The sequence below is a fragment of the Bradyrhizobium nivariense genome, assembly GCF_029846695.2.
Classification (GTDB): Bacteria; Pseudomonadota; Alphaproteobacteria; order Rhizobiales; family Xanthobacteraceae; genus Bradyrhizobium.
This window is the reverse complement of record NZ_JARWCR020000101.1, coordinates 1-25323: the sequence shown is the minus strand read 5'-3', so window position 1 is coordinate 25323 and position 25323 is coordinate 1. Positions and strand designations below refer to the sequence as shown.

Genomic DNA, 25323 nt, shown 5'->3' with positions numbered 1-25323 from the left:
GATGTACGAAAACAGGCCGCCCTGGTCCTTAAACCTGCCGCGCATGATCGCCTCTGCCGATTCGAGATGGATAAAGTGAATCATCAAGCCCCCTCCGTGGCGAGGGGGTTCTTCAGCAGACTGCTAAAGCGTTTTCGAGCGAAGTGGATACCGGTTCGCGTAAGGAAAACGCGTCAAAACAAGAATCTAGAGCCGGAGAGAGGCTGGCGGCAGCCCCCGTTCCGGACCGGCCGTTTCGGGCGCGATCAATCGCCTGAGCACGTTGTGGCTTTCGAGCGATTGCGAACGCTTCGGGCCAGATCGGTCGCCTGAATCATCGGGAGTTGGTCGAGAGGTCATGCTTGTCGGGGCAGGGGGGCTTGCAGAACATCGTCGCGTCTCCCGTTGCGTGGCTGCGGTTCCCTCTAGCGCGGTTCGGTCGCGGCGACGTCAGTCGATCGGAGGAGAGGGAGCGCTTTTCCCTGCAGTGCACAGGGAGCGTGATGCGCACTCACCACACGCCGGGCAGCAGGCGATAGCGCACGCGCGTCACATAGCCGGCATAGCCCGGCAGTCCCTCGCGCAGTGTGCGCTCCTCGATGCGAATCCGGATCGCAAACAAAACGAAGAAGAGCGGCACCATCAGAAGTCCCCACCATGAGCCCAGAAGCAGCGGCACGCCGGCGAAGAAAAGGATCATGCCACTGTACATGGGATGGCGGACATGCGCGTAAGGCCCCGTCGAGATCACGTGCTGGGCGCGCTCGGCTTGCAGCTTCACCACGGGCGCCGCGAACGAGTTCTCGCGAAAGACCCAGAGGATGAACAGCGTCGAGAGCAGGAACAGTGCGAGGCCGAGCATCTGCAGCGCCATCGGCATGTCGGAGGATAGCGTACGCCGGTCGAGCCCCATCGCGGCCAGCCAGACCAGCATCGCGACGACGAAGACGGTCATGAACACCTTGTCGGCAGCGGGCTGGTCCTTTTGCAGGACCGGCCGCAGACGTTCGGCGAGCAGTGCGGGGTCCACCCGATAAAGCCACCAGCCGCAGAGCGGGCCGAGCAGGGCGGAGGTCGCGAGGAACACCCAGGCCGACGGCCAATGCAGGGTGCCGGCGGACGCGAACAGCAGCGCGCTCATCGCGACGGTGGTGATCGTGCTCTGCAACAGCAGTCTTGCGATCATGCGCAGGTCTCGGAGTAGCCGCGCAAGATATTGATCCCGCTATCCGGCGAAGATGCGGCCGGACACGCGAAAAGCCCGATCGACCGGATCGGGCATTTCACCTCTCGCAAACCTGATCAGGCGAGCTGATCGATCCGCGTGCCCTGACCCGGCGGCAGCGGCGCAGGCGGCGGCGGCTTATAGGTCGGGTCGTTGTCCTTGGTCTTGGCCTGATCGTCCTGCTGCTTGGTCGTGTCGTAGCTCGGCACCACGATCGCGATCGGCGGCGGCGCAACGGTAGAAACGCTCATCCACAAATCCTCACACATTGAAACAATTGACCCTGGGCCGCGAGGAGCGAAATTTCCTTCAAGGCGATCGCTAAAATGCGAAGGATCTGGTGCGTGAGATGCGCCCTTTTGCGCCGGCATCCGCAATGACGGAGTGTGTGGTGAGTGGCGGCGCGCCACGTGCGCCGCCACTCGCGCGGCAAGAGCGAGCCGCGCCTACTCGTCCTTCGGACGTGTGATCGCGATCGACGCTTCCGTCTTGGTGCGGGAGCATTCCATGTTGAGGCGCTTGAAGCGCATCGACACCTTGTCGCCGCGGAGCAGGCCCATGCGCTTCAGGCAGCGCGTGGCGCCTTTCGTGGTGTCGTCCTTCGGCACTGTGAAGGTGAGCGCCGCCGCGGATCCGACCAGTTCATAGAACTGCGGGGTCGGCTTGCGGTCGCCCTTGGCATAGAGCTCGTTGGAGTAGGTCTTCCCCTGCGCGCGGCAGCCGAGCGAGAGCTCCTTCGCCGCCGGGTGGGTGAGATAGATGATGTTGGAAGCCTTGAAGTTGACCTTCAGCTTGTCGATGCCGCTGGCGAGCTGCTTTGCGATGTCGTCGCACTGGTCCGCGCGGGAGGGCGAGGCGACGGTCACAAGGCCGGTGATGGCGGCGGCGACCAGGATCGCGCCGCGGACGTTCGGTTTGAAAATCATGATGAAAAGCCCCTTGGAGGCCGCATAAAAGCCTGTACTCCGAGGCCATGCAAGACCTCCGATCAGGCCTATTTGCGAACGGTTGCGCTGTTTAGGCGCCCTGGGCGCTGAGAAGCTCTTTTTCAATTGTTTGCTTCAACTGCTTCAAATCCTTCAGATGCCCGCCAATCCGCGACACGTCGGCCTTGGTGATGGAATCGCGAACGTCTGCGACAACGCTGCGCGAACTTGCCGCGACCTGGCGCACGCCCTTTGCCAGGTTCTCTCCCTTGGCGAAGTAGCTTGAACCAATCAGCAGGCTGCCGCCCGGCAGCCTGGCGATTCGTTCCTTCACGCCCTCGACCGTTGAAACGATCGCTTCCGTATTCAAGAGGGCGTAGTCGTTCAGTTGGGAGATTATCTCGGTCAGGAGGATCGCCATCTCCTGCACGGTGTCGATCATGGGGCCGCTCTGTTCGAGACGTTCAGTGGCCCTCTTTGCTGGGATAATGGCCTTCACATAGAAGTTGTACCCCACAAACACGATTACCGCGGACCCCAACAAGAGAAACGCAATTGCAGGCTGCTCGTGTCCGGAAAGAGCCAAGAGACAAGCCATCACCAAGGTCGCTGCCGCGAGAACGAGCAAGCCAAGCGCATATCCGCCGACTTCCCAACCCTTGATGACGGAGCCGGCGATCTGGTCGCTAAACTTCACCAATGGCGTTGTAATTTCTGACATCTCGATTTCCCCCTTTTCCCAGCTCGATTGCGGACATAAGATCGCAAAATCAGAGGTAGCGATAGCGTTCCTGGTGCTTCATCGGGACAATCGAGAACGCACGGAGCGGGAGGCCGCATCCCAATTGTGGGGACGCGAAAACCTTCCATTTGTAGGAAAATGGCTTAGAACGCTTCTATGCTAGAGGCCCACGAGGGCTCCAAAACCCCGAGATTCCAGACCATGAACGCTCCCACCGCCTTCCCCGACCCGTCAAAGCCCGTTCCGCCCTACAAGCACACGCCGCTGTTCCCGCTGGGCAAGGACGAGACGCCCTACAAGAAGATCACGGCCGAGGGCGTGCGGGTCGAGAAGGTTTTGGGGAAAGACATGCTGGTGGTGTCGCGTGAGGCGCTGCGGGCACTGTCGGAAGCGGCCTTTGGCGACATCAACCACTATCTGCGGCCGGGTCATCTGAAGCAGCTCCGCGCGATCCTGGAGGACGGCGAGGCGAGCCCCAACGACAAGTTCGTCGCGCTGGACTTTTTGAAGAACGCGAACATCGCGGCCGGCGGTGTGCTGCCGATGTGCCAGGACACCGGCACCGCGATCATCATGGGCAAGAAGGGCTGCAACGTCATCAGCGATGGCGACGACGAGGCGGCACTGTCGGAAGGTGCGCGCGATGCTTACCTCCGCCGCAATCTGCGCTATTCGCAGGTCGCTCCCTTGTCGATGTACGAGGAGAAGAACACCGCCAACAACATGCCGGCGCAATGCGAGATCTACGCCGAGGGCGGCTCTCCCGAAGTAGATTCGGCCTACAAGTTCATGTTCATGGCGAAGGGTGGCGGCAGCGCCAACAAGAGCTTCCTGTTCCAGGCGACACCCTCGGTGCTGACCAAGGACCGGCTGCTCGCCTTCCTCAAGGAGAAGATCCTGACGCTGGGCACCGCGGCGTGCCCGCCTTATCACCTTGCCATCGTGATCGGCGGCACCTCGGCCGAGCTCTGCATGAAGACGGTGAAGCTTGCCTCCGCCCGCTATCTCGATGCGCTGCCGACGCACGGCTCGCCTGACGGCAACGCCTTCCGCGACGTCGAGATGGAGCAGGAAATCCACAAGATGACGCAAAGCCTGGGAGTGGGCGCGCAGTTCGGCGGCAAGTATTTCTGCCACGACGTCCGCGTGATCCGCATGCCGCGTCATGGCGCCTCGCTCCCGATCGGGCTCGGCGTCTCCTGCTCGGCCGATCGCCAGGTGCTCGGCAAGATCACGAAGGACGGCGTCTATCTCGAAGAGCTCGAGCACAACCCGGCGCAATATCTGCCGCAGGTCGAGCAGTCGCTCGGCGGCGAGGTCGTCAAGATCGACCTCAACCAGCCGATGAAGGATATCCTGGCGACGTTCTCGAAATACCCGACCAAGACGCGGGTCTCGATGACCGGCACCATGATCGTCGCGCGTGACTCCGCGCATGCCAAGCTGCGCGAGCGCCTTGAGAGAGGCGAGCCGCTGCCGGACTATTTCAAGAACCACCCGGTGTATTACGCCGGCCCCGCCAAGACGCCCGAGGGCTACGCCTCCGGTGCGTTCGGCCCGACCACCGCTGGCCGCATGGATTCCTTCGTCGATCAGTTCCAGGCCGCCGGCGGCTCGATGGTGATGGTCGCCAAGGGCAATCGCGCGCCGGCCGTGCGCGAGGCCTGCAAGAAGTACGGCGGCTTCTATCTCGGCTCGATCGGCGGTGCCGCGGCGAATCTTGCCGAGCACTGCATCAAGAAGGTCGAGGTGCTCGAATATCCCGAGCTCGGCATGGAAGCGATCTGGCGCATCGAGGTCGTCGACTTCCCCGCCTTCATCATCATCGACGACAAGGGCAACGACTTCTTCAAGGAGTTGAATTTGGGCTGAGGCCACGTTCCCCGGACGCTGCGCAGCACCATAAGCGCGTTCACGCGCGTCTTCGACGCGCTATGGTGATGCGCTGCAGGTCCGGGGTCCACGTGGCGGCATGGGTCCCGGCTCTGCGGAGCGGCGCTACGCGCTGCACCGCGTTCGGGACACGAAAAAGGCGCTTGGTCCGCCAGGTCCTAACTACAATTCGTGACCTGGTTGGAGCACAGCCCGCGCCACCAGCCGCGCACGCCGTCCTGGCTCTCGACCAGGCCCCAGAGGCCGCTGCAGGCAAAGATGCGCTTCGGGCCGCCATCGGTGTCGATCGCGCCGCCGAGCTCGCGCTGGGCCGGCGTCCATTTCGCATCGACGAAGGGCGCCTGGAACAGGCCGCCCATGCGTGTCGCGCCATTGGCGTAGGACGCGCCGACCTTGTTGGAGGCGACCCAGCCGCGTCCGGCATAGGGCTTCGGCGCATTGCGCGGATATTTCTTGTCGTCCTCGTAGTCCTTGCCTGGCGGCTTGGCGCCTTCGATCAGAAACCAGCCGTCCCTAGAGCCGATGATGCGGAATTCGGTGAGCCAGCCGCCATCGGGCGTGTTCTCACTGCCCCCTAACTTCAGCCGGTAGGGCGGCGGCAGTGTGCCGAGCACGCGCGCCTTTGCCGACGGCTCGGCGCGCACGTTGAGTCCGTTCGGATCCTTGTCGATGGACCAGGCGCCGAGATCGCAGGGCTCGGTGCCCTCAGGCAGCGTTGAGCGCTTGGCGGCCAGATCGGCGTGCAGCTTTGCGAAATCGGTGTCGTCATTGTCCGGATCTGGCCCGGTGCGCGGCTTCAATTCGGCCGAGACTGCGCGTGTCGCATCCGGCGTCAGCGTGACTACGAGAGCCTGGCGCGCAGCGAACACGCTTGCCGGTGACTTCGGATCGTTCGATGTCGCCGGATAGACGGCGAGGTCGCCCGTCAAGCCTTCGGTTCGAAAGGCTGTGCCGGCGACATAGCCTGCCGGTACCATGGCGAGCGCGCTTGCGCGCCACGCCGGTTCGGTCTCCTCAGCGCGCGCCGCTTGTGTCGCGACACACAGGATCGTCGCCGCGATGAGACCTAGTGCGCGCATTATTGCAGGGCCCCCTTACGCGCGGGCGCCCGTGAACGGGAAGCTGCCCATCGGGCCGATGCCCATCTCGCCGCTGATGCTGTCGCCGGAGACCGTGCCGGTGAATTCGAGCGTGAGCGGCATGGGGTTGGTGATCGAGACCTTCCAGGAGACGTTGTCGCCGCTGACGGTGCCGTCGAAAATCTCGGCGGTATTGCCTTCCGCACCCTGCGTGCCCGCGAGCGCGCCGCCGGCAGCCGTCAGGCTCAGCGTCGCCTTGCGCTCGCCCATGGGCGTCGTCATGGTCAGAGTCCAGTTGCCGTCCACGGCCATTCGCGTCTCCCAAGATCCCGGCGGACCGCGACGATCCGCGGGCCAGTCCCGGGCCGAGCGTATAGCGCAACTCGCAGCAGCTGCCTAACGCTCCGTTGGAGGCATTTAGGCGCGGGCGGCGGCGCGCCGTCGGCTGGTGACGATGAGGCGAAGCACGACATACTGCACGGCAAAGGCGAGGATCTTGGCGCCGCCTGCGACCACCGTGATGTAGAACGCCCACAGCTTCAGATCGCCTGTGGAGGCGACCGCGATCATGCCGACGCCGATCACGAACATCAGCACCGCCCAGGCATAGCCCGCGGCCGTCACATATTCCGGGACGGTCTCGACGACGATCGGCGGCATGTAGCGCAGCATCCAGCCGCGCTTGAGCATGATGGCGCCGATCGCGAAATGCGCGATCGAGGGCTTTGCCAGCATGAAGCGGGGATCGTTGGTCAGCAGCGTGACGGTGCCCAGCACCACGACGAGCGCGACGCTGGCATAGGTCATGTAGCTCAGCTTGTGCCCCCTGACGCGGGCGTAGATCACTTGCGCGATCGCACCGGCAATCGCCACCGACGTTGCCAGGACGACGTTGTCGGTGATGAGGTAGATGACCAGGAAGACGATGGCGGAGAGGAAGTCGGAGGCGAGGCGGGCGAATACGTCCTTCATCGTCGATCCTGTTCAGCGAGTGTGGCGAAGTGCGCTGGCCGGCGTACCGTACTTGACCTGGCGATACTCGGGATACCATTTTGTGAAGTAGATCGCGCTGTTGCGGGCGGCGAAGGCGACCGCAAGGCTCGACCAGAGCGGCAGGCCGGGGACATAGAGCAGCACGAGATTGGCGGCCGCCATCAACAGCGCAGCCGCGGTCCATGCGCCGGTGATGACGTAATTGGCATAGAGAAAGCCGGGCATCGCTGCGGTCTCGGCTGGCACGGACTCGAGCGCGTATTGCAGCGTGAAGGGACGGCGGACCAGCATCGAGCCGAGCGAGATGACGAAGATGCCGATGTCGACCGACAGCTTGACACCGAGCGTGCCGAGCGCCGGGTCGAACAGCGCGAGGTGAAGGCCGATTGCGGCGAACAGCATCGCCGAGCCCATGGCCAGGATCTTCACCGAGCGGCCGCGCACGACATCGATCGCGACGGTGGCGAGGCAGATTGCCGAGGCCACGAACACGCTGATAGTGGCCGATGTCACCAGCATCAGGAGAGTGTAGGCGCCATAGGGCGCAAGGATCAGGAAAATTGCCATGGTCCGCCTCGGTCCGGGCCTTATCTTTACGATGTAAAGATCAATAATTCAGAAGCGAGGCCGGGTCAAGTAAATCTTTACAGTGTCAAAATGACATAAGCGACTTCCAAAAACTGAATTGCGGCAACGGCTTGCTCGGCGATTTCGTCGGCGAATCCCGCCCAGGGCAGGTGCGACAGGACAGGTAACGCGCAGGCGATCGAGAGGCCGAGGGCGAGGAGCAAGACACCGCCGTTGAAGATGGTTTGGCCGCTCCGCCGCGGCCGGATCATCTGGAGTGTGATCCCGGCGCAGATCAGGATCAGGACGGCGAGGCGATCCGCGGTGATCGAGGGCATATGCATGAGAGACCTTTTTGGTGACATCAGCGATGTCGAGGGAGAGCTAATGCGCACCGACCCAATTGCCGTGAAAACCGTCGGGCACGCGGTGGCCGAGTTGCACCAGCGCGACGGGGCCAACCTCGATGTCAGTGGCATTGAACACCGCGAGGTCGCTGCGGTTTTCACGCGCGCGCCAGACCACCGCCAGCAGCCAGCCATCGCCTTCCGCCGCATCTTTCGACCGCTCGACGAACACCGGCTCGGAGATGGTGTCGGCGGTCGGCAGCAGATAATGGGCGAGGCGCTTTCCATCGCCGTCGACATGGACGATGCCGGACAGCGCGCCGAACATCGGCAGTTTTGGATTGGTGCAGGCGTACCAGCCGTGCCGGCTCTTCAATCCGGCGCGGCGGTCGTCGATGCGGGGAAATTCACCGGTGAGATCGTCGAGATAGGTCTGCTGGAAGCGGTCGGTATTCCCCGAGAGATCGAAGGTCCAGCGGCAGTGACGGGCGCGCGACTTCTCCGGATCGGTCGGCCGGCCGTCGGGATGCGGAAACAGCGGCGCTTCCTCGAACTGCATGACGTCGGCGATGATGCGGTTACCATCCTCCCACGCGTTCATGACGTGGAAGACGTAGCAGGCCTCGCTGCGGAACCACACGATGCCCTTCGCGCTGCCCTTGCGCTTCATCACGCCGACATAAGCGCCTTTCTCCGGCTCCCATGCGTAAGGCGGTTTCCCCTTCATCGCGCGGTCCATGCTGCCGGTGATGGGCAGGATCGGAAACAACACATGGTTCTCGGTGACGATGAAGTCGTGCACCATGCTGGCATAGGGCGCCTCGAACCGTTCGAAGCGCGTCACCTTGCCGGAGGCATCGATCGATCCGTAGGAGAGGGCAGGTGTCAGCGGGCCCGCGGCATTGTAGCCGAAGAACACCAGCTCGCCGGTGATCGGATCGATCTTCGGGTGCGCGGTGAAGCTGCCGGCGATGCGGCCCTGATAATTGTGATAGCCGCGCGTCGCCAGCGTGCCCGGGTCGATCTCGGTCGGCAGATGCGCTTCTTCCAGCGCCAGCAGCTTGCCAGCATGGAAGATGATGTTGGTATTCGCGACGCCGCCGTCGGTGAGGCCCGCTGGGGCATCCGGCAGCTTGCGGCCGAAGCCGCCGAACAACGCGCGGCCGGCATCGTGCTCGGCCAGCCATTTCGGCGTGCGGACCCAGCGGTTGCGATAGCTGGCGCGGCCGTTCTCGAGGTGAAAGGCGTGCAGCATGCCGTCGCCGACGAACCAGTGCGCGCCAGGCGAGTCGAACTGCGGATTGGGGCCGTTGCGATAGAGCGTGCCGTTCAGCTCGCGAGGCAATTCGCCGATGATCTTGGGGAACGGTGCGTCGGCCTCGAATGGAATCGGCGCGACATTGTTGCGGCGCTCGGCGATAGCGTCCTGCTGCACGGCATATCCCTCCCAATCTTTACATCGTAAAGATGAGATAGTGCCGATCGTCGCGACAGTCAAGTGAAATCTTTACACTGTCAATATTGCGTCTTATAGCTTGACCATGGGCAAGAGCGAAACCAGGACCGAATCCCCGCGGCGCGCGCGCACTCGGCGAAAGACATCGTCGGCAGCGGGCACGCAGCCGCGTTCCGCGCGCCGCATATCGAGCGTCAAGGCCGAGGCGCCCTATCACCACGGCGCGCTGCGCGAAGCGCTGCTCCGGGCCGCCGAACGGGTGCTGGAGCGTGACGGGCTCGCCGGCCTGACATTGCGCGCGGTGGCGCGCGAGGCCGGAGTGTCGCATGCCGCGCCCACCCATCATTTCGGCGACCTCACCGGGCTTCTCAGTGAGCTGGCGGCCGTCGGCTTCCGCCAGTTCAATGCGGCGATGGCGTCATCCTGTGACGCCGCCACCACGCCGCTCGAGCGCGCACTGGTGCGGCCGAAAGCCTATGTCGCCTATGCTCAGGCTCATCCCGGTATGTACGGCATCATGTTCCGCACCGAGCGCCTCGACTATTCCAGGCCGTCGCTGCATGAGGCGGCCGAGGCTTCCTTCGCCGGGCTCGCCAATGCCGTCGGCATGATGCGGCAGGAGCAGATCAGCGGCGACGCGCTGACGCTCAATCAGGGCGCTGCGATCGCACGCGCCTGGTCGATGGTGCACGGTTTCACCACGCTGCTGCTCGACGGACGGCTTTCGGACATCCTGGGGCGACTGCCCGAGGGGACGACGGCCGAACGCCTGCTCGAGGCGATGCTGATGGCACCCATCACGGGGAAGCTGCCCAGTCCCTGATCGATCGGGACATGGTGCCAGGCGAGCGCCTAGCGCATCGTCGCAAGCTCCACGGCGCGGCCGCCGGCGCCGATGATCTTCACCTCGTCCTTGCCGCAGCGAAAACTGCGGGCGAAGTTATCCGCCGCCTGGCGCGCGAGCTCATTGCTGTTCGGGTTGGCGATCGCGTCGACATAGGCGACGTGGCAGACCGGTCCCGGCGGCAGCCGGGTTACGACGAGCATGACCTTGGTGTTCGGCCGTCCCTGCTGGTCGGGATCGGTGCCGTCCGCGATGTGCCAGCGCTGGATTATCGCGAACGGCTTGGTGGCCGCTGTGCGCCATTCGACGGTGGTCTCGGACGAGTTGAACGGAGCGAACCAGCCTTTTGCCGCCGGTTCCTCGGCCGCCGCCCTGCGATTGCGGCCGACGGAGACGACCTCGCGAAGATCGTCCTCGGCAATCAGGACCACGAGACCATCCTTGCCCTTGCATACCCGCGCGGTGCTGCCGTCGAGCTCGCTGGGCTTGCCGATCTGGCGGCAATCCTTCGGGGCCGTCGAGGTATATTTGCTGCCCACGAATTGGGCGTCGGCGCGGTCGAGACCGCTGCACATCAGCAACATGGCCAGGCCTGCGGTGGCGATGCGGATCATGACGACGCCTTTGATCGAGCGGGAACTCCGTTCCATCAGACGTCTTGATTGTGGGCAAGGTTCAAACAGGGTCGACAGACACCTGACAGCGGCGCGGAATCGTTCTAGAAGGGCGGCTTCGCTTGAGGCATTCGGCCTCGTTCGCGGTCCTCATTCTACTGATCATGCCAGCCATCGCTTCGCAAAAATCCTATCGCGTCGGCCGCTCGAAAACCGGGCTCGGCCTCTTCGCCACCAAACCGATCAAGAAGGGCACCCGGATCATCCGTTATTACGGTCCGATCCTGGACTCGCGGATTCCCGAGCAGGACGACATCGAGAACAAGTACCTGTTCGAGCTCAACGGCCGCTGGACCATCGACGGCTCGGTGCGCAAGAACCTCGCGCGCTACATCAACCATTCGTGCCGGCCCAACGCCGAATCCGACGTGCGCCCCCGTGAGCGCAAGGTCTTCATCCGCGCCATCAAGAACATCGAGCCGGGCGACGAGATCAACTACGACTACGGCACCGACTATTTCAAAGCCTATCTGAAGCCGATCGGCTGCAAATGCCCCTCCTGCGAGACCAAGCGCAAGAAGTTGCGCGCGGAAGCGCGGGTCGAGCGCGCCAAGGTGAAGGCGCGCGCGGAGCGCAAAGCGCAGAAGGCGGGGCCGAAGGCCGCCAAAAAGAAGAAGCTCAACGGCCACGCTGTTGGCAAGAAGAATGGCCGCGCGCGCGCGTAGCCTGCACTTGCGCAGCGGGCTCCGCCGTCATGCCCCGGCTTGACCAGGGCATCCAGTACGCCGCGGCTTATCCGCATACGTTCACTGGCTCTGGAATACTGGGTCGCCCGGTTAAACCGGGCGACGACTGGCAGCGGTAAGCTCACGCCGCCACCACACTCCCGCTCCTGCGCAATCCCACATACTGCAGCTCGGCAAACACGCCGGTGGCGATCGCCTGCGCCACGACCATGAGCTCGCCGGCAAGGTTCGGCGACACCGTACCCGAGAGCAGCAGCGCGATGCTGCCGCCTGTCCAGGCCGCGTTGCCGACCACGACCAGCAGCACGAGCGGCTTTGCCACGGAGGCGCGTGAGGCAAGCCAGCCAACGAGCGCGGTATAGGCGATCAGGAACAGGCCGGTCTCGCGCAGCAGCCCTTCGGGCAGGTTGAACAGCGACGCGAACGCGCTGGCGCCGAAAGTGAAACCGAGAGCGGCGATGCCGCTGAAGATTGCGTCGGCAAGAAGCGCGCGGCGGAGGAAGCTGGATGCGTCGATCATCGTGGTTTCCATGGTTGGGTTGGGCTCAAGAAAAACTCAGTGCGATCCACGCCACCAGGCGCGGAGCAGGCGGGCGAGGCGGAACGGGCAGAGGCTTTTGCCGACGCCGTGCTCGAAGGCTGCGACCTGCGCGACGACATAGTCGCCGGTCGAATGCACCAGCGGTTCGGGCATGTTGAGGCTGCGCGCCAGCATCCGGGTTGCGAGCGCCATGGCCCAGGGCAGGATTCGAGGCAGGATGTGGTCTGCGACGGTCCGGTAGAGCAGCAGTGCGATCATGGTCGTCTCCTGTTGCGACCGAAGATGCGCCGGCTCGGGGCCCAATTCGATTACCTCCGACGTAATGGAAGAGCCGAAATCTGCGTGCTAGGTTTTCGCCCATGAACGCACATGCATCCACGGCACAGGCCGAACGCAGCCAGCCGGTCCATATCGGCGACCATTTGCGCGAATGGCGGCAGCGCCGCCGCATGAGCCAGCTCGATCTCGCAGGCGAGGCCGAAATCTCGGCGCGGCATTTGAGCTTCGTCGAGACCGGCCGCGCCGCACCCTCGCGCGACATGGTGCTCAGACTCGCCGAGCGCCTCGACGTGCCCTTGCGCGAACGCAACGTGCTGCTGGTCGCCGCCGGCTATGCCCCGGCCTTTCCGCAGCGCCCGCTGGAGGATCCCGCCTTGAAATCAGCCCGCCAGGCGATCGATCTCGTCCTCAAGGCGCATGAGCCCAATCCGGCGCTGGCTTATGACCGCCACTGGAATCTGGTCTCGGCCAACCGCATGCTGGCGCCGCTGCTCGCCGGCATCCCGCAGCGGCTGCTCGGCCAGCCCTTCAACGTGCTGCGGCTCGCATTCCATCCCGAGGCGCTGGCGCCGCGCACGGTCAATCTCGCGGAATGGTGCGGGCATCTATTGGAGCGGCTGCACCGGCAATGCGAGGCCACGGCCGATCCTGAGCTGATCAAGCTCTACAATGACCTGAAGAGCTATCCGATCCCGGCGCGCGCGGCGCCGCTGTCGAGCGACAATGTCGCGATCCCTTTCAAGCTACGCCACGACGGGGAGATACTAAGTTTCTTCTCCACCACCATGGTGTTCGGTACGCCCGTTGACATCACACTGTCGGAGCTGGCTCTGGAAACCTTCTTCCCGGCCGACGAGCGCACTGCCGAGCGGCTCCGACAAATGGCAGCAGCCATGAGCTAGCGGCCTTGCCTCGGAACGGGTTCGGCTTATCTTTGGGCAAACCTGTACCGCTCGCAAACCTGTATCGCTCGAAGGAGGCGCCTGACATGAGCACGCTGAAACCGCTCCAGATTGACGTCGTCTCCGACGTGGTGTGCCCCTGGTGCTATATCGGCAAGCACCGGATCGAGAGTGCGCTGGCGCTCGTGCCCGACGTTCCGGTCCAGCTCAATTTCCGTCCCTTCTTCCTCAATCCCTGGGTGCCGCGCGAGGGCATCAGCCGGGAGGACTATCTCACCAAGAAGTTCGGCTCGGTCGAGGCCTATAAGGGCATTGCGGGGCGCGTCGTTGCGGCTGCGAGCGAAGAGGGACTGGTTTACCGGCCTGAGCGGGTCGCGCGTCAGCCCAACACCACCGACTGCCACCGACTGATCCTGTGGGCCGAGGCCATCGGCAAGGCGCCCGAGATGAAGCAGCGCCTGATGGAGCTCTACTTCCGCGACGGCGGCGACCTCACCGATTTGAACGTGCTGGTGCAGGCGGCTGCCGATGTCGGCCTCGATGCCGACGATGTACGCAAGCGCCTTGCTACTGACGAGGATGTCGCGCGCGTATCGGCGGACGCGCAGGAAGCCGCCGAGAAGGGCATCTCCGGCGTGCCGACCTACGTCTTCGCGCAGAAATACGCCGTCTCCGGCGCGCAGGATCCCAACATGCTCGCGCGCGCCATCCGCGAGGTCTCGGCGGAGATCAACGCGCAGGCGGCGGAGTAATCTCTTGAGGTTGAATATGTCTACGGCTTGGGCAACTATCCAGGTTGTGAGGTCGTCATGAAGATCAAGATAGTTGTGCACGAGGCCGAAGAGGGGGCTTTTGGGCCGAGGTCCCGGCGATTCCTGGCTGTGCCACCGAAGGCGATACCATGGATGAGCTGATGGCCAACCTCCGAGATGCGATCGAGGGCTGTCTATCCGTGGAAGTCGCACCACCCGAACCGGGCGGCGTTGGACGGATTCTGGAATTGCCTGCGTGAAGTCAATTTCTGGTCGGGAGTTCGCACGAATTGTCGAGCGCCACGGCTGGAGTTTGCTTCGGGTCAGCGGCAGTCACCTACGGTAAACCCGGCAGCATCGTGCGGCTCTCGGTCCCCATTCGCGGCAACAAGCCGCTGAAGGCTGGACTGCTGCGTCATCTCATCAAAATGGCTGAGCTGTCTGACGCGGATTTGTAGTCCATCACCTTCTGATCAAGTGCACCGCGGATCGCGCCGCTTCGCGCGCGGCGTAACACGCCGCGAGCGCTCCGCGAACGAGCGTCACGACCGGATCGTTACGCCGCAGCGGGATCAGCACGTCACCGATTGCGAAGCGCCCGCGCCAGATCGGATTGATCATGGGGTGATCGGCGCTCGCCGTGGAATCCGCGCTGGCGACGGCGGGATCGGCGCAGAGGTGGCGGGTGAGCTCGAGCGTGAGCTGCACGCCCGGCGAATATCGTGCAAAGCGGTCGTCGATGCCGAGCTTGAAGAAGAAGGCGCGGTCCTGATGGCGCAGCACGATGCCGGCGGCCACCGGAATTGTACCGGCGCGCAAGGTCACAATCTCGCACTGCGCGGTCTCTGCCAGCGCCGCTACGGCGCGGCGGATGAAGGTCGCATCGCCCGCATGCTGGTTCAGCGCGGTGCCGCGCTTGCCTTTCCAGCCACTGGCTTCGAGCTGCAGGAACGTTTCGAGTGCAGGTCCGATCTCGTCGGGCCTGCGCGCGACGTCGAATGCGACGGCGCCGTGTTCTTCGAGACGATGGCGCTGGCGGCGCAGCTCCTTGAGCTTCCTGGCGCCGAGCGCCTCGCGCAACAGCGTCTCGCCATCCTGCGTCGCGTCGAGGCTGGCGCGGATGTAGGAGCTGAGGATTCGCGGCTTCAGGCCGTCGCGATTCAGAACCTGATTGAGGGCGGTCATCGCCGCCCCGTCGAGCGCGACGTCGTTCAGCACGAGGGCACGCGCTCCGGCCTGGCGCGCCCGCTGCAACAGACGCGTGGCGGCTTCGATCGGAGCGTCGCGGTCGATCAGCGGGCTGCACAGCGTGCCATAGGGGTGGGCGCTCACCAGCGCGGGCAGGGGAATCCTCCATGCGCGCCAGAGCGAGATCACGGGCATCAGCCCGATCAGCCGCGCCGAAGGTCCGTCGAAAGCGGGAAGCGCCGAGGCATTCGTGCGGCCGCGCGCGGATGCGCTGACGGCGAGTTCCCAGCCCGGCAGGTAATATCCGTTCGGCTCGATCGCGCGCTGCGCGAGCGCGCGCCATTGGCCGGGGTCGATCGCCGTAAGAGGGACACGCGCGCGCGACGCCGCGGCATGCTTTGCCGATGCCGGATTGATCGCAGCCTGGTGCGCGATATCGACCACGTCCCGTCGTCCCCGTTCAGGAGGCCATGCTTAGCGCAAAGATTGGAAAATACCGTTGGGACGCCGCTTCAATTCGAGTGGTAATATTAACGTCTCATTGAGCAGGCGGGCCCTCGGCGGCCGCATGCCCGATGGATACGCCAGAATTGCTCTCGACCCGGAGGATCATAATGGTCGCCACACCTTTCACGCCGATTGCATCGCTCCTTGGCGGCGCGTTGATCGGCCTGTCCGCCGTGCTCCTGATGTGGACGACGGGACGGCTCGCCGGGGTCAGCGGTATCGCGGCGCGGCTGTTTCCGCCCTACGAAGATCGGCAATTCGCCGGCCGGCTCGCCTTCGTCGCGGGCCTCGTCGTAGCGCCCATCCTGGTGCGCCTTGTCACAGGAAGCCTGCCGGCGCAAACGATCGCGGCGGCAACGCCGCTTCTGATTGTCGCCGGATTGCTCACCGGCTTCGGCGCGGTGCAGCGGCTGCACCTCCGGCCATGGCGTCTGTGGCTTGTCGCGGCTGTCGGTGCGCTCGCTGGTCGCGACCATCACCTTCATGGCGACCGGCATGGCGACCGTCCTTTTGATGCGGCACTGGAGCTGACCGCGATGACAATCCTCATTCAATTCGCGATCGGTCTGGTCTTTGGCCTTGGCCTCATCGTCTCCGGCATGTCGAATCCGGCAAAGGTGCTGAATTTTCTGGACGTCGGCGGCATTCCCGCAGGGACCTGGGATGCGAGCCTCGCTTTCGTGATGGCCGGCGCGGTCGCGGTGACCTTCATCGGCTTCAGCCGCGTCTTGAAACTCGCGCGGCCCGTCTTCGCCGACCGCTTCTATGTCCCAACGCGAAAAGATATCGATCCGAGAATTATCGCCGGTCCTGCCATCTTCGGTATCGGCTGGGGCCTTGTAGGCTTTTGCCCAGGGCCGGCGTTGACCGCGCTTGGGTTTGGCTCGGTGTCCGCCTTCATCTTCGTCGCCGCGATGTGTGCCGGCATGATGATCGCCCGCTTCATCGCGCAGCTCCCGTCGTCAACGCGTATCGTCACGCCGTCCGATCCGCTCGAAACCTGACCTGAAACCTGACATGGACAGGACCGGGCGAGTCGTCTCGTCCGGTCCTGCCCCATGACAGCTTCATTGACTACCAGCGGTCCCCGCCGACACCGACGCCAACACTGACGCCGGGCGTCCGGATGCCGACGCCGCCACGCGGACCATCGTCCCAGTCGCGATAGGTGCGGCGCTCATAATAGCGGTCGCGCGGCATGGTCGCATAGGAGTCGCGCACGATCACGCGCGAACCGCCGCGGGTGCGATAGCAATTGCCGGCATCGTCGCACACCAGCCGCACGTCCTGGATGAGATCGGGGCTGGTGTATTCGCTGGTCGTGTAGATGTCGGCGGCCTTCGCGCCGCTCACCGCTGCCAAGGCTCCAACGCCAGCCAGCAGTGCAATCGTGAATGTTCTCATCATGTCCTCCTCGAAACTGCCCTCGGCGGTAACAAGAAAGGGAGGCGGTGATCGTTCCGGCAGAATTACAGGTTTTTCCCGGAACCGGATCGCGTGTCGCCGTGATTGTTCCTAGATCGGCTCATAGCTTTCCGACCCGCAAATGTCGTCCGCTTCGGCGCGCCGGCGATCGACCACCTTTCCGCCGGTGATGGTCACGATGTAGGTCTGGGCGCCGAGCGACGAGCCGGTCGCGGAGGTGAGCTGAGCGCGGACGCAGGCTGTCCAGCCCGGTCCCCGCACCTCACGATGGGGTGTGGCGACATGCACCTCGCGCGGATAGGACGTGTTGAGGAAGACGAATTCGATCTGCTCGCGCACGACGCGTTTGACGTCGGGGGGCGATTCGGGCAGCGGCTGCTCGGCTTCCTTTATGCGCATGAACTCGGGCACCGGTGCGCGGCTGTCGGCAAAGCCGCAGGCACCGAGCGCGAGCGCGCCGGCCAGCAGCGCCGCTTGAGCAATAATCCGCAACATCCGTGAAGGTCCCCTGCGGGCCAACAGATAGGCACGAATGCGATCCGGCGAAGTCCCGGCCGATCAAGATTTGCTGAAGGCAAGATTCCTGAAGGCTCGGATGAAGACTTGGAACCCGCGGCATTTGCTATTCCGGGATTGCAGGCTAATTTGTACCCCAGACGAGGGGGGATTACGCCAATGAGGATTTTGGTCATAGCGGCCGCGGTGCTGGCGCTGGCGGTTGCCTCGGCGCAGGCGCAGATGGGCGGCGGCAGGCGTCAGCCTAACGAGGGCGGCCAGAAGGCGGACAACAAGCCCAAGGTCGACGAGAAGGCCTACAAGGCCGCACTCGAGCGCATTCCCGAGTCCAAGGAGAAGTACGACCCGTGGAGCGGGGCGCGTCCGCCTGAACCTGCCAAGAAGCCGAAATAGGCGAGGCGGGCGTTGGCGACCCGCCCATGCTATCTGGCCGCTCTCATCGGGCTCCTCTTGTTTTCGTCGCGGCCAGGCATCGCCTGGGAGAGCTGGGGTGGCGATCCCGGCGGCTCGCGCTTCTCGCCATTGCGAGAGATCACGCCCGACAATGTCGGCAACCTGGTTCGAGCCTTCGAATTCCACACCGGCGATCTCGCGGCGCGGCCGCCCGAGGTGATGCGGCGAACCAAATTCCAGGCGACGCCTTTGTTCGTCGAGGACAGCCTGGTCTTCTGCTCGCCTTTCAACGAGGTGATCGCGCTCGATCCCGGCACGGGCGCGCAGAAATGGCGCTACGATCCGAAGATCGCGATCAACCAGCGTCCCGCCAATCGCTACGTCTGCCGCGGCGTCACCTACTGGATCGACGATGAGGCGCCTGTAGATGCCGCATGTCGATCGCGCATCTTCATGGGCACGAACGATGTCCGCCTGATCGCGCTCGATGCGACGACGGGAATCCCCTGTGCCGGTTTCGGCAAGGGCGGTGAGGTCAGGCTCGATATCGGCATGAAGCTGGAATGGCCCGGCGAATTCCAGATCACCTCGCCGCCGGCGGTCGGCCGCGGTGTGATCGTGGTCGGCTCCGCGATCGGCGACAACCGGCGTGTCGATGCGCCGAGCGGCGTCGTGCGCGCGTTCGACGCGCGCACTGGTCAAATGCGGTGGACATTCGAGCCGCTCAAGCGCGACGGCATCGAAGCTGGTCACGCCAATGTCTGGGCGCCGATGTCGGTCGACGCCGCGCGCGGGCTGGTGTTTCTGCCGACGTCCTCTCCATCGCCGGATTTCTGGGGCGGCAAGCGGCCGGGCAACAACGAGCACGCCAATTCGGTGGTTGCGCTTCGCATCGAGACCGGCGAGCTCGTATGGGCATTCCAGACCGTGCACCACGACGTCTGGGATTACGATCTGCCGGCGCAGCCGACGCTCACGCGCATCGACACCGGACAAGGTCAGCGCGATGTCGTGATCCAGCCGACCAAGCAGGGCTTTGTCTTCGTGCTCGACCGCGACACCGGCAGGCCGGTGTGGCCGGTCGAGGAGCGCGCGGTGCCGCAAGGCGGTGCCGAGGGCGAGATCCTGTCGCCGACGCAGCCATTCCCGACGCATGTGCCGGCGCTGACGTCGCAGACGATCTCGGCAAATGATGCGCTCTCGCTCTTGCCCGGCTTGCGCCGGTCGTATTGCGAACGCCAGTTCGCGGAGGCGAGCAACGAGGGGCTGTTCACACCGCCTTCGGTGCAAGGCACGCTGGAATATCCCTTCACCGGCGGCGGCGTGAACTGGGGCAGTGCGGCCTTCGATCCCGTCAACCAGATACTCTATGCCAACACCACCCGCGCCGTTCATCTGATCAAGCTGATCCCGCGTGCGGAGGCTGCCGGATTCGATCCGCCGCCCGGTCATGATTTCGGCCAGCAGAAGGGTACGCCGTTTGCGATGTCGCGTGGGGTGGTGATGTCGCCGCTCGGGTTTCCTTGTAACAAGCCGCCTTGGGGCGAGATGGTCGCGGTCGATCTGAAGGCCGGCAAGATCCTCTGGCGTTCGACCGTCGGCACCACCGAGGATCTGGCGCCGCTCGGCGTGCCGTTGCCCTGGGGCGCTCCGCTCCTCAACGGGCTTGCGGTCACCGCAGGCGGGCTCGTCTTCACCGGTGCGACGGACGCCTACTTGCGCGCCTTCGACGCGCGAAGCGGAAGGGAGCTGTGGCAAGGCCGGCTGCCGGTGCCCGGCGTCGCCAATCCCATGACCTATCTCTGGAAGGGCGAGCAGTATGTCGCCATCGGCGCCGGCGGCCACTCCGAGGCAGGCACCTCGATTGGCGACAGCGTCGTTGCGTTTCGCCTGGCACGGCCGGGCGAGGGGCCGTCGCTATGGTCGCGTACCATCGATCGTCCCGGTGGACGATTTTTCGCGGCATCGTCGGCGATTGCGCTCGCGATCGTCGCGCTCGTGGTCGCAGGCCTGCGCTGGCGTCGTCGCCATCGTATCAGGCAATCATAATCGTGTTGTGGATGCGATGCGAACGGTCGTTCACATCGTGCGCACTACTGTACGAAAGCGAGACCGATGCGCCTGTCGCTGCGCCAGACGGTGCGGCAATTCCGCACGAAATTGTCGCGCGCGATCGCGAGCGTGAACGATTGCGGTAATGTGACGAGGGCATCGAGGTCGATTGCGGCGCCGTTCGCCGACATGTTTCGCACCGTGCACGCGATGCCGCCGTTTTCAAAGGTGATCGTTCCACCCTTGAAAACACGGTAGCGCTGCGCTGTACGTTTCTCGATCATCCATATTAATCCATAATCACGTTTGTGGAATAGTGGATAGAAATTACGTTGAACTCAACTCATTACTGGCGCTACTTGCACGGCGCTTCAGACTTCGTTTACGACGTTGAGGCGGAGAGCCACTCCGCCGACTTTTCCCCACAAGCCTTTCCTTTATGGCCTTACGCGCCGATGGAGATATTGATGAAGACCACGCTTTCGCTTCTGTTCGCCGCAGCGCTCTCGCTGTCGTCGATGCCCGCCCACGCCGCCAAGTACGATCTCTCGACCATGAGCTGCAAGCAGTTCCTAGAGAGCGGCGACGACACCATCAAGCTGGTGCTGACCTGGATGGACGGCTGGTACAAGGGCGACGAGGACAACGCGATCTTCGACACCGACGTGTTCGTCGAGAACGCCAAGAAGTTCGGCACCTATTGCGGGGCCAATCCGAACGTCAGCATCGTCACCGCGGCCGACGAAGTGCTCGGCAAGTAACGTCTCCTGCGTGACGGTATGAAGCGCGATCGCTGGTCGCGTGTCCTGTTTCGATATGACTGCATCGAGAGCCGCGGTGCGCTTTGCGCTCACGCGGCTTTCTTCTTTCCGGCTGATGCTCACCCCGGCAGCAACGCGAACGCGCTCGACACCATCGCCACCGGCTTGTTGTCGGTGGCCGAGAGCAGCGTGACGCGGCCAAAGCTCATGGTGCGTCCGAGTCGCACCACGCGGGCGTCGGCCAGCACGTCCGACGAGGAGACGGCGCGCATGAAATGCGTGGTCTGGTCGACCGTCGTCATCGGACGATAGCCGCGATTGGCGGCGAGGTTCGCGATCACCATCGCGGTGTCGGCGAGCGCCATCAGCGCCTGGCCGCAGACCACGCCGCCGTTGCGGCACAGCCGCTCCGAGAACGGCATGCGCAAGAGCGCTGCCGGCTGCCAGTCCGGCACGTCCGGCGGCGGCATGTGCTCGATGCGCTCGACCGAGAGGTTGAGATCCTGGACCCAGGGCGCAAAGACCTCGCCGAGGATGCGTCTGGCATCCGCGATGCCGAACTCGGCTTCTGGCTGCGATGGCATTGCTGTCGTTCCCTTCCGTGTTGCCGGATGTTTCGGCCATTCTGAGCGGATCGGCGCGGCAAAGTCACCCGGTCTGCCGCGGGCCCCGGCGGCTTGAAAATGCCTGACTTCGCCCGATATGATGCCACGGAGTGGGTATGGGTGGATGATGTTGCGTCGGTATGTCCTTGTGTTTTGTCTGGTCGGGCTCGGCCTCGCGCTGAACGGGTGCACCAAGTGTGGCCCGATCTGGGACGACTGGCTCCACGCGCCGAAATCGTGCAGATCGGACGGGCTCTAGCGGGCCAAGCGGTCCCTGCGGTCGCGACCCGGCTGCGACAGGGTGACAAGGCGCGGGCGATCCGCGCCGCGATGGATGATCAAGGAGTCAATGATGAAGCTTTTCCGTATGGCCGCGGTGCTGGCTGTGCTGGCGGGACCGGCCTATGCGCAAATGCCCAATATCAATTTGCTGCAGGAGGGGCCGGGCAAGACTCCCGAGGAGGAAGCCGCGGAAGCCGAGCGTGACAAGGCCTACAAGGAGACGCTGAAGAAGATTCCTGACTCCAAGGCGTCCAACGATCCCTGGGGCGGCATGCGCTCCGATCCGCCGAAGCAGCCGGCGGCGCCAAAGGCGTCGGCCGCGACCGGTGCGCCAAAGAAGAAAGCCGGCACCACTGCCAATTGACCGTCTGCCCGACCGGAGGCGGCTGATGCCTCCGGCCGGGACTCCTCTTTGACCGGCCTGCTTCCTACATTGCGCGGGAGCGTATTGCGTAGAGGGAGGCAGGACATGGCCGATCGTCCGCGGGATCTCGCCGAGCGGATGGCGCGCCGGCGCAAGATGGGCGGCAAACCCGGCCCAACGGCCGGCGATGGCTATCTGCGCGAGACCTTCACGCTGCCGCGCGCGGCGGCGCGGGAAAGGGCGCAGGCCTTCTTCGCCCGCTATCCCAAGGCCGGCTATATGAGCGCGGTCGAGAACTGGCGCGAGCTGCCCGGCGGCGACATCGAATTCACGATGCGGCGGCTGCCCAGCGCGGACTAGGGTCGGACCCCTCTTCGAAAGTTTCCGCGGTGATGCGGATCCGGAACACGGGCTCCTTGGCCTCGTCCAGCAGCTCCATGTGCCATTCGGAATTTTCCTGGAGCTTGCGGGCGATGCCGGCGGCCATGTCGGCGCAGACGTTGGTCATCTCCTTCCAGGCCAGATTGCGATCGGCAAATTCCGACGCCTGGTCGGCACAGCCGGAATAACGGCCGTTCCGGATTCGAAAGAAATAGAGTGGCATGGTTGGCACCGATCGCGCGTGATGACCCCGCCCACCAAGGCCATAGTCGCGCGCAGTCCAATCCCAAACCACCGTCAGATCAATTCCGGGCTGCTACGGAAATAGACCCCAGGGGCCGCCGCGCCGCGGCCGATCTCAACCCGGCCGTTTCAGGCCGTGCTGTTCAGGCCGTGCTGTTCAGGCCGTCTTGCGCTCGATCGCTTTCAACTCCCGATCGATGCGCAGCTGCACTCGCCGGATCGCCAGGAGATCGATCTTGGTCTCGGTCCTGCCGGTCTTGATCTGCTCGCCGATCCGGAACCGCCATTGCCAGATTCCCGGAATGGCCGTCTTGGCGACGGTGAACTCCACGCCCCTGTGATTCATGGTCACCTCCCACGATTCACTTCCATCACTGCAAACATGCTGGGCAGCTTAATATTCCGCGCGAACCGGCGCGAGCCCGTCGCGTCCCGTGGTTCTCCGACCATGAACAGAGTTCCTGGACCGGGCAATAGCGCCTTTCCGGCGCGCGACGGCATGTGGCTTGCTTGGCCCGATGACGGCCAACAACATGAGCGCGTCATGCTCGGCATTCCCCGCCGCTACTCTCATTTCGTCTTCGGTGTCATCCAGTCCGGCCTGACCTCGCTGATCGCGGCGGGGATCGCCAGCTTTCCCGCAGCCAGCGCGATGGTCTTCCTCGCGCACTGGATGGTGTCGTGGCTGATCGCATGGGCCGCGATGCTGCCGATCGTGCTGCTCGCGGCGCCGGCGATCCGCGCCTTCTCGCTGCGGCTGACGCAGGAGGAGGGCGGCTCGCAAACCGGCCGGCCGGCATGAAAAAACCCCGCTTGGGGAGAGCCAAGCGGGGCAGAAGGTTATTGGAGGCTGAGGTGCTGGGCTGCAACACCATAGCCAGACGAGCCTAGCCGGCTCAGCTTACGACAGCCTGACAGGGCCACGAATCGGATCCGGCCCGACGTGTTCGGGCCGTGCCCGCAAACAGAAAACCCCGCTCGGGGAGAGCGGGGTCGTCGACTGGTATGGAGGCCCGGTGTTGGTCCACCGGGCACGACCAGACTAGGAGACCAGGCTTACACGCGGCTGACATTGGCAGCGAAAGTCGAGGCCGCAGACTGGCCCCGCACCCGTCCCAATTTCGACATCCGTTCGCACAACTCAGGACACACGGGCAGGCGAGATTCCGCAGCGACGGTGCAGCCATGGGGGAAACGTGGCGCGCCGGCAACGGGGTGGCATCATGGACAACGTAGAGCGGTCATTCGCCGCCGCGACGGCGGCTGGCTTCGTCGTGCTGGTGATCGGCATCGTCTTGCTGGCGCTGCTGTAGGGCGGTGTGGGCACGCCGTGAGACGGCGGCAGGCCCGGCCCAAATTGGGCTCCGGTGCGTGGGCGGCACATGCGCGCCTTTCAAAAAATGGAAAACAACCCCATGCACAGTAGCCTGCTGGGAAATTTCGTCGTTCAATCAATGATTTACGGGTAGTATTTAGATACCATATTGCGCGCGGACTCGTCTCCGGGGCATGCGAATCCCAATTCGCATGCCGATGCCTTGATATGAACGAGCGGCTCCCGGGGCGGCGAACATCACCGCCGCCTGCCGCGTCGGCGGCGCGGGTGCGGTCAGCTCCGAGCCCGTCCTGACGGCCTAATGAATCTTGATTGCGTCCAGCGGCAAATGGAGCTCGGCGGCGCGCTCTTCGCGGTCCTTCTTGCGGAACTCGTTTTCATTGCGCTCGAACTTGATCATCTCCTCCCGCGCCGCCTCCAGCAGGGGATTGCGCCTGGTCGTATCGTGATGCGCGTTGTCCGTCATGGCTGAGGTCCCCAGAGTTGCGGTCCCATCCCCGAAGAAGCCGCAGACCGCAAAAAGGTTCGATGCCGGGGGATTACGGAATTCTGACGGCGCGCGGGTCATCCGTCTTCGATCCGCGTCATCTTTTAGTCGAAGAGGGGGACCGAAAATCCTTCGACTGCTCCGTGAAACGACAGAGGCCGCCAGCTGGGGCGGCCCCTTACGGTCCTCGGACGGGCCGCCGTAATGGCAGGGCTTGCCCAGCATCTGCGCGTGCCGGCTATGGCAGCCGTCGTGCAACTGAGACTTCCTCGTGATTTTTGCGCCGACTTTCAGAGTGACCGACGACGTCGCGGCATTCGATATCTGCGCTTGCGCCGAGAGCGAACCGGCGAAGACAGAGAGCGCGAGAGCGATTTTCAAAATTGACTTCATCACTCCTCCTGGTTGTTCGAACGATACGCAATGTAGCGCTACAACATAAGCGTTACATATTGTAGCGTTAACTTCAAGTTGTGACGGGGAGGAGGACGTCTTCAAATGAACGAGGCCGCCAATTGAGGCGGCCTTCCCGAACTGGGGCGCGTAATGGTCAGGTCCTTATACGTACAGCAATCCGACTTGGATCGATGTGAGAAGGCTCTTCTCGCCAAGCTCTCAATAACGATCACCGGCCTGTCTCGGGAGGGCGTTGCCGAGACTTTTAGCGGCCACATCCAGTCGCTCAGAAAGCGGCAGTCGGTATTTAAGGGCTATCCGATCTTAGTCATCATCCGAAACACTGACGATCAAATCAGGCCACTCCCCAAATCAAACTAGGGTCTGTTGAGATTCACTTGGAATGGATGACAGCGGTGGCGAGGTAGATCATCGCTTCGAAGCTGCCGTCTGTCTTGTCACATCGCATCGCTATGCGTTTGAATTCCTTCAGCTTGCCGAA

The 25323-nt window shown here is 63.9% G+C and carries 34 protein-coding genes and 1 pseudogene; 14 read left to right on the top strand and 21 right to left on the bottom strand.

All coding sequences use genetic code 11. From position 1 onward, the window contains the following. Positions 1–490 precede the first annotated feature (490 nt). The 4 genes from QCM77_RS42520 to QCM77_RS42505 all read right to left on the bottom strand — a co-directional run bounded on the left by QCM77_RS42520 (position 491) and on the right by QCM77_RS42505 (position 2851). Complete coding sequence (locus QCM77_RS42520) at positions 491–1165, bottom strand: methyltransferase family protein (protein ID WP_280096718.1); 675 nt, start codon at positions 1163–1165, stop codon at positions 491–493. 116 nt (positions 1166–1281) lie between these two features. After that, entirely contained in the window at positions 1282–1455 is a 174-nt protein-coding gene (locus QCM77_RS42515) for a hypothetical protein (protein WP_279660638.1), read from the bottom strand. Between the two features lie 195 nt (positions 1456–1650). Next, positions 1651–2130: a hypothetical protein gene (locus tag QCM77_RS42510; protein WP_279689772.1), complete on the bottom strand. Its 480-nt coding sequence runs from the start codon at positions 2128–2130 to the stop codon at positions 1651–1653. Positions 2131–2221: 91 nt separating this feature from the next. Further along, positions 2222–2851: a hypothetical protein gene (locus tag QCM77_RS42505; protein ID WP_280096717.1), complete on the bottom strand. Its 630-nt coding sequence runs from the start codon at positions 2849–2851 to the stop codon at positions 2222–2224. A 222-nt stretch (positions 2852–3073) separates the two neighbouring features. Here QCM77_RS42505 and QCM77_RS42500 point away from each other — a divergent pair, with 222 nt between their 5' ends. Further along, entirely contained in the window at positions 3074–4744 is a 1671-nt protein-coding gene (locus QCM77_RS42500) for a fumarate hydratase (RefSeq protein ID WP_279660641.1), read from the top strand. Positions 4745–4923: 179 nt separating this feature from the next. Here QCM77_RS42500 and QCM77_RS42495 read toward each other — a convergent pair whose 3' ends face one another. The 6 genes from QCM77_RS42495 to QCM77_RS42470 all read right to left on the bottom strand — a co-directional run bounded on the left by QCM77_RS42495 (position 4924) and on the right by QCM77_RS42470 (position 9186). Continuing rightward, positions 4924–5844, bottom strand: coding sequence for an SH3 domain-containing protein (locus tag QCM77_RS42495; RefSeq protein ID WP_280096716.1), 921 nt, complete (start codon positions 5842–5844; stop codon positions 4924–4926). 15 nt (positions 5845–5859) lie between these two features. Next, the gene (locus QCM77_RS42490) at positions 5860–6156 is read right to left on the bottom strand and encodes a hypothetical protein (RefSeq protein ID WP_279660643.1); all 297 of its coding nucleotides are present in this window, start codon (positions 6154–6156) and stop codon (positions 5860–5862) included. A gap of 105 nt (positions 6157–6261) precedes the next feature. Then, a complete protein-coding gene (locus tag QCM77_RS42485) occupies positions 6262–6816 on the bottom strand; it encodes an inner membrane-spanning protein YciB (RefSeq protein ID WP_279660644.1) in 555 nt (184 codons plus the stop codon). Positions 6817–6828: 12 nt separating this feature from the next. Further along, positions 6829–7404, bottom strand: coding sequence for a hypothetical protein (locus QCM77_RS42480; RefSeq protein ID WP_279660645.1), 576 nt, complete (start codon positions 7402–7404; stop codon positions 6829–6831). A 77-nt stretch (positions 7405–7481) separates the two neighbouring features. Next, positions 7482–7748 (bottom strand): hypothetical protein, encoded by a 267-nt coding sequence (locus QCM77_RS42475; RefSeq protein ID WP_279689770.1) that lies wholly within the window; start codon positions 7746–7748, stop codon positions 7482–7484. A gap of 40 nt (positions 7749–7788) precedes the next feature. Further along, positions 7789–9186 carry a carotenoid oxygenase family protein gene (locus tag QCM77_RS42470; protein ID WP_280096715.1) on the bottom strand — a complete coding sequence of 466 codons (1398 nt, stop codon included), beginning with the start codon at positions 9184–9186 and terminating at the stop codon, positions 7789–7791. Positions 9187–9292: 106 nt separating this feature from the next. On the opposite strand from QCM77_RS42470, the gene QCM77_RS42465 reads away from it, so the two are divergent. Further along, complete coding sequence (locus tag QCM77_RS42465; protein WP_280096714.1) at positions 9293–10030, top strand: TetR/AcrR family transcriptional regulator; 738 nt, start codon at positions 9293–9295, stop codon at positions 10028–10030. Positions 10031–10059: 29 nt separating this feature from the next. On the opposite strand, the gene QCM77_RS42460 is transcribed toward QCM77_RS42465, so the two are convergent. Further along, a complete protein-coding gene (locus QCM77_RS42460) occupies positions 10060–10665 on the bottom strand; it encodes a hypothetical protein (protein WP_279660890.1) in 606 nt (201 codons plus the stop codon). A 164-nt stretch (positions 10666–10829) separates the two neighbouring features. Here QCM77_RS42460 and QCM77_RS42455 point away from each other — a divergent pair, with 164 nt between their 5' ends. After that, a complete protein-coding gene (locus QCM77_RS42455; RefSeq protein WP_279660891.1) occupies positions 10830–11390 on the top strand; it encodes an SET domain-containing protein in 561 nt (186 codons plus the stop codon). A gap of 142 nt (positions 11391–11532) precedes the next feature. Here QCM77_RS42455 and QCM77_RS42450 read toward each other — a convergent pair whose 3' ends face one another. Together QCM77_RS42450 and QCM77_RS42445 are read right to left on the bottom strand one after the other, a co-directional pair. Continuing rightward, on the bottom strand, positions 11533–11931 hold the full coding sequence (locus QCM77_RS42450; protein ID WP_279689766.1) for a hypothetical protein: 399 nt from the start codon (positions 11929–11931) through the stop codon (positions 11533–11535). Between the two features lie 36 nt (positions 11932–11967). Further along, positions 11968–12210 (bottom strand): hypothetical protein, encoded by a 243-nt coding sequence (locus tag QCM77_RS42445; protein ID WP_279660650.1) that lies wholly within the window; start codon positions 12208–12210, stop codon positions 11968–11970. Between the two features lie 101 nt (positions 12211–12311). Here QCM77_RS42445 and QCM77_RS42440 point away from each other — a divergent pair, with 101 nt between their 5' ends. The 3 genes from QCM77_RS42440 to QCM77_RS42430 all read left to right on the top strand — a co-directional run bounded on the left by QCM77_RS42440 (position 12312) and on the right by QCM77_RS42430 (position 14145). Beyond that, entirely contained in the window at positions 12312–13133 is an 822-nt protein-coding gene (locus QCM77_RS42440) for a helix-turn-helix domain-containing protein (RefSeq protein WP_279660651.1), read from the top strand. An 86-nt stretch (positions 13134–13219) separates the two neighbouring features. Next, positions 13220–13885: a DsbA family oxidoreductase gene (locus tag QCM77_RS42435; protein WP_279660652.1), complete on the top strand. Its 666-nt coding sequence runs from the start codon at positions 13220–13222 to the stop codon at positions 13883–13885. A 119-nt stretch (positions 13886–14004) separates the two neighbouring features. Beyond that, positions 14005–14145, top strand: coding sequence for a type II toxin-antitoxin system HicB family antitoxin (locus QCM77_RS42430; protein WP_462676027.1), 141 nt, complete (start codon positions 14005–14007; stop codon positions 14143–14145). Between the two features lie 202 nt (positions 14146–14347). Here the strand turns inward: QCM77_RS42430 and QCM77_RS42425 are convergent, their stop codons facing one another. Continuing rightward, positions 14348–15517, bottom strand: coding sequence for a GNAT family N-acetyltransferase (locus tag QCM77_RS42425; RefSeq protein WP_280096713.1), 1170 nt, complete (start codon positions 15515–15517; stop codon positions 14348–14350). A gap of 170 nt (positions 15518–15687) precedes the next feature. Here QCM77_RS42425 and QCM77_RS42420 point away from each other — a divergent pair. Together QCM77_RS42420 and QCM77_RS42415 are read left to right on the top strand one after the other, a co-directional pair. Further along, positions 15688–16111, top strand: a pseudogene (locus QCM77_RS42420) (YeeE/YedE family protein). A gap of 5 nt (positions 16112–16116) precedes the next feature. Further along, positions 16117–16584 (top strand): DUF6691 family protein, encoded by a 468-nt coding sequence (locus tag QCM77_RS42415; RefSeq protein ID WP_279689764.1) that lies wholly within the window; start codon positions 16117–16119, stop codon positions 16582–16584. 70 nt (positions 16585–16654) lie between these two features. On the opposite strand, the gene QCM77_RS42410 is transcribed toward QCM77_RS42415, so the two are convergent. Together QCM77_RS42410 and QCM77_RS42405 are read right to left on the bottom strand one after the other, a co-directional pair. Continuing rightward, positions 16655–16987: a hypothetical protein gene (locus QCM77_RS42410; RefSeq protein ID WP_280096712.1), complete on the bottom strand. Its 333-nt coding sequence runs from the start codon at positions 16985–16987 to the stop codon at positions 16655–16657. Between the two features lie 108 nt (positions 16988–17095). Continuing rightward, positions 17096–17500, bottom strand: coding sequence for a hypothetical protein (locus tag QCM77_RS42405; protein WP_279660657.1), 405 nt, complete (start codon positions 17498–17500; stop codon positions 17096–17098). Positions 17501–17680: 180 nt separating this feature from the next. Here QCM77_RS42405 and QCM77_RS42400 point away from each other — a divergent pair, with 180 nt between their 5' ends. Together QCM77_RS42400 and QCM77_RS42395 are read left to right on the top strand one after the other, a co-directional pair. Continuing rightward, positions 17681–17914 carry a hypothetical protein gene (locus QCM77_RS42400; protein ID WP_007602200.1) on the top strand — a complete coding sequence of 78 codons (234 nt, stop codon included), beginning with the start codon at positions 17681–17683 and terminating at the stop codon, positions 17912–17914. A 33-nt stretch (positions 17915–17947) separates the two neighbouring features. Continuing rightward, positions 17948–19963 carry a pyrroloquinoline quinone-dependent dehydrogenase gene (locus QCM77_RS42395; RefSeq protein ID WP_280096719.1) on the top strand — a complete coding sequence of 672 codons (2016 nt, stop codon included), beginning with the start codon at positions 17948–17950 and terminating at the stop codon, positions 19961–19963. A gap of 44 nt (positions 19964–20007) precedes the next feature. Here QCM77_RS42395 and QCM77_RS42390 read toward each other — a convergent pair whose 3' ends face one another. After that, positions 20008–20250, bottom strand: a complete 243-nt coding sequence (locus QCM77_RS42390; RefSeq protein WP_279660659.1) for a PilZ domain-containing protein — start codon at positions 20248–20250, stop codon at positions 20008–20010. Positions 20251–20433: 183 nt separating this feature from the next. Between QCM77_RS42390 and QCM77_RS42385 the strand changes: the two genes are divergently transcribed. Next, the gene (locus QCM77_RS42385) at positions 20434–20727 is read left to right on the top strand and encodes an HdeA family protein (RefSeq protein WP_279660660.1); all 294 of its coding nucleotides are present in this window, start codon (positions 20434–20436) and stop codon (positions 20725–20727) included. Positions 20728–20846: 119 nt separating this feature from the next. Here the strand turns inward: QCM77_RS42385 and QCM77_RS42380 are convergent, their stop codons facing one another. Further along, complete coding sequence (locus QCM77_RS42380; RefSeq protein WP_279660661.1) at positions 20847–21311, bottom strand: PaaI family thioesterase; 465 nt, start codon at positions 21309–21311, stop codon at positions 20847–20849. A 373-nt stretch (positions 21312–21684) separates the two neighbouring features. On the opposite strand from QCM77_RS42380, the gene QCM77_RS42375 reads away from it, so the two are divergent. Together QCM77_RS42375 and QCM77_RS42370 are read left to right on the top strand one after the other, a co-directional pair. Then, positions 21685–21978 carry a hypothetical protein gene (locus QCM77_RS42375; protein ID WP_280096711.1) on the top strand — a complete coding sequence of 98 codons (294 nt, stop codon included), beginning with the start codon at positions 21685–21687 and terminating at the stop codon, positions 21976–21978. Between the two features lie 105 nt (positions 21979–22083). After that, positions 22084–22338, top strand: a complete 255-nt coding sequence (locus QCM77_RS42370; protein ID WP_279660663.1) for a hypothetical protein — start codon at positions 22084–22086, stop codon at positions 22336–22338. Here QCM77_RS42370 and QCM77_RS42365 read toward each other — a convergent pair. Next, positions 22307–22582 (bottom strand): DUF6894 family protein, encoded by a 276-nt coding sequence (locus QCM77_RS42365; RefSeq protein WP_279660664.1) that lies wholly within the window; start codon positions 22580–22582, stop codon positions 22307–22309. The genes QCM77_RS42370 and QCM77_RS42365 overlap by 32 nt on opposite strands. A 177-nt stretch (positions 22583–22759) precedes the next feature. Next, complete coding sequence (locus QCM77_RS42360) at positions 22760–22948, bottom strand: hypothetical protein (RefSeq protein ID WP_279660665.1); 189 nt, start codon at positions 22946–22948, stop codon at positions 22760–22762. A 198-nt stretch (positions 22949–23146) separates the two neighbouring features. On the opposite strand from QCM77_RS42360, the gene QCM77_RS42355 reads away from it, so the two are divergent. Then, the gene (locus QCM77_RS42355; protein ID WP_279660893.1) at positions 23147–23404 is read left to right on the top strand and encodes a DUF2798 domain-containing protein; all 258 of its coding nucleotides are present in this window, start codon (positions 23147–23149) and stop codon (positions 23402–23404) included. Between the two features lie 832 nt (positions 23405–24236). Here QCM77_RS42355 and QCM77_RS42350 read toward each other — a convergent pair. After that, positions 24237–24818, bottom strand: a complete 582-nt coding sequence (locus QCM77_RS42350; protein ID WP_279660906.1) for a hypothetical protein — start codon at positions 24816–24818, stop codon at positions 24237–24239. Positions 24819–25323 lie beyond the last annotated feature (505 nt).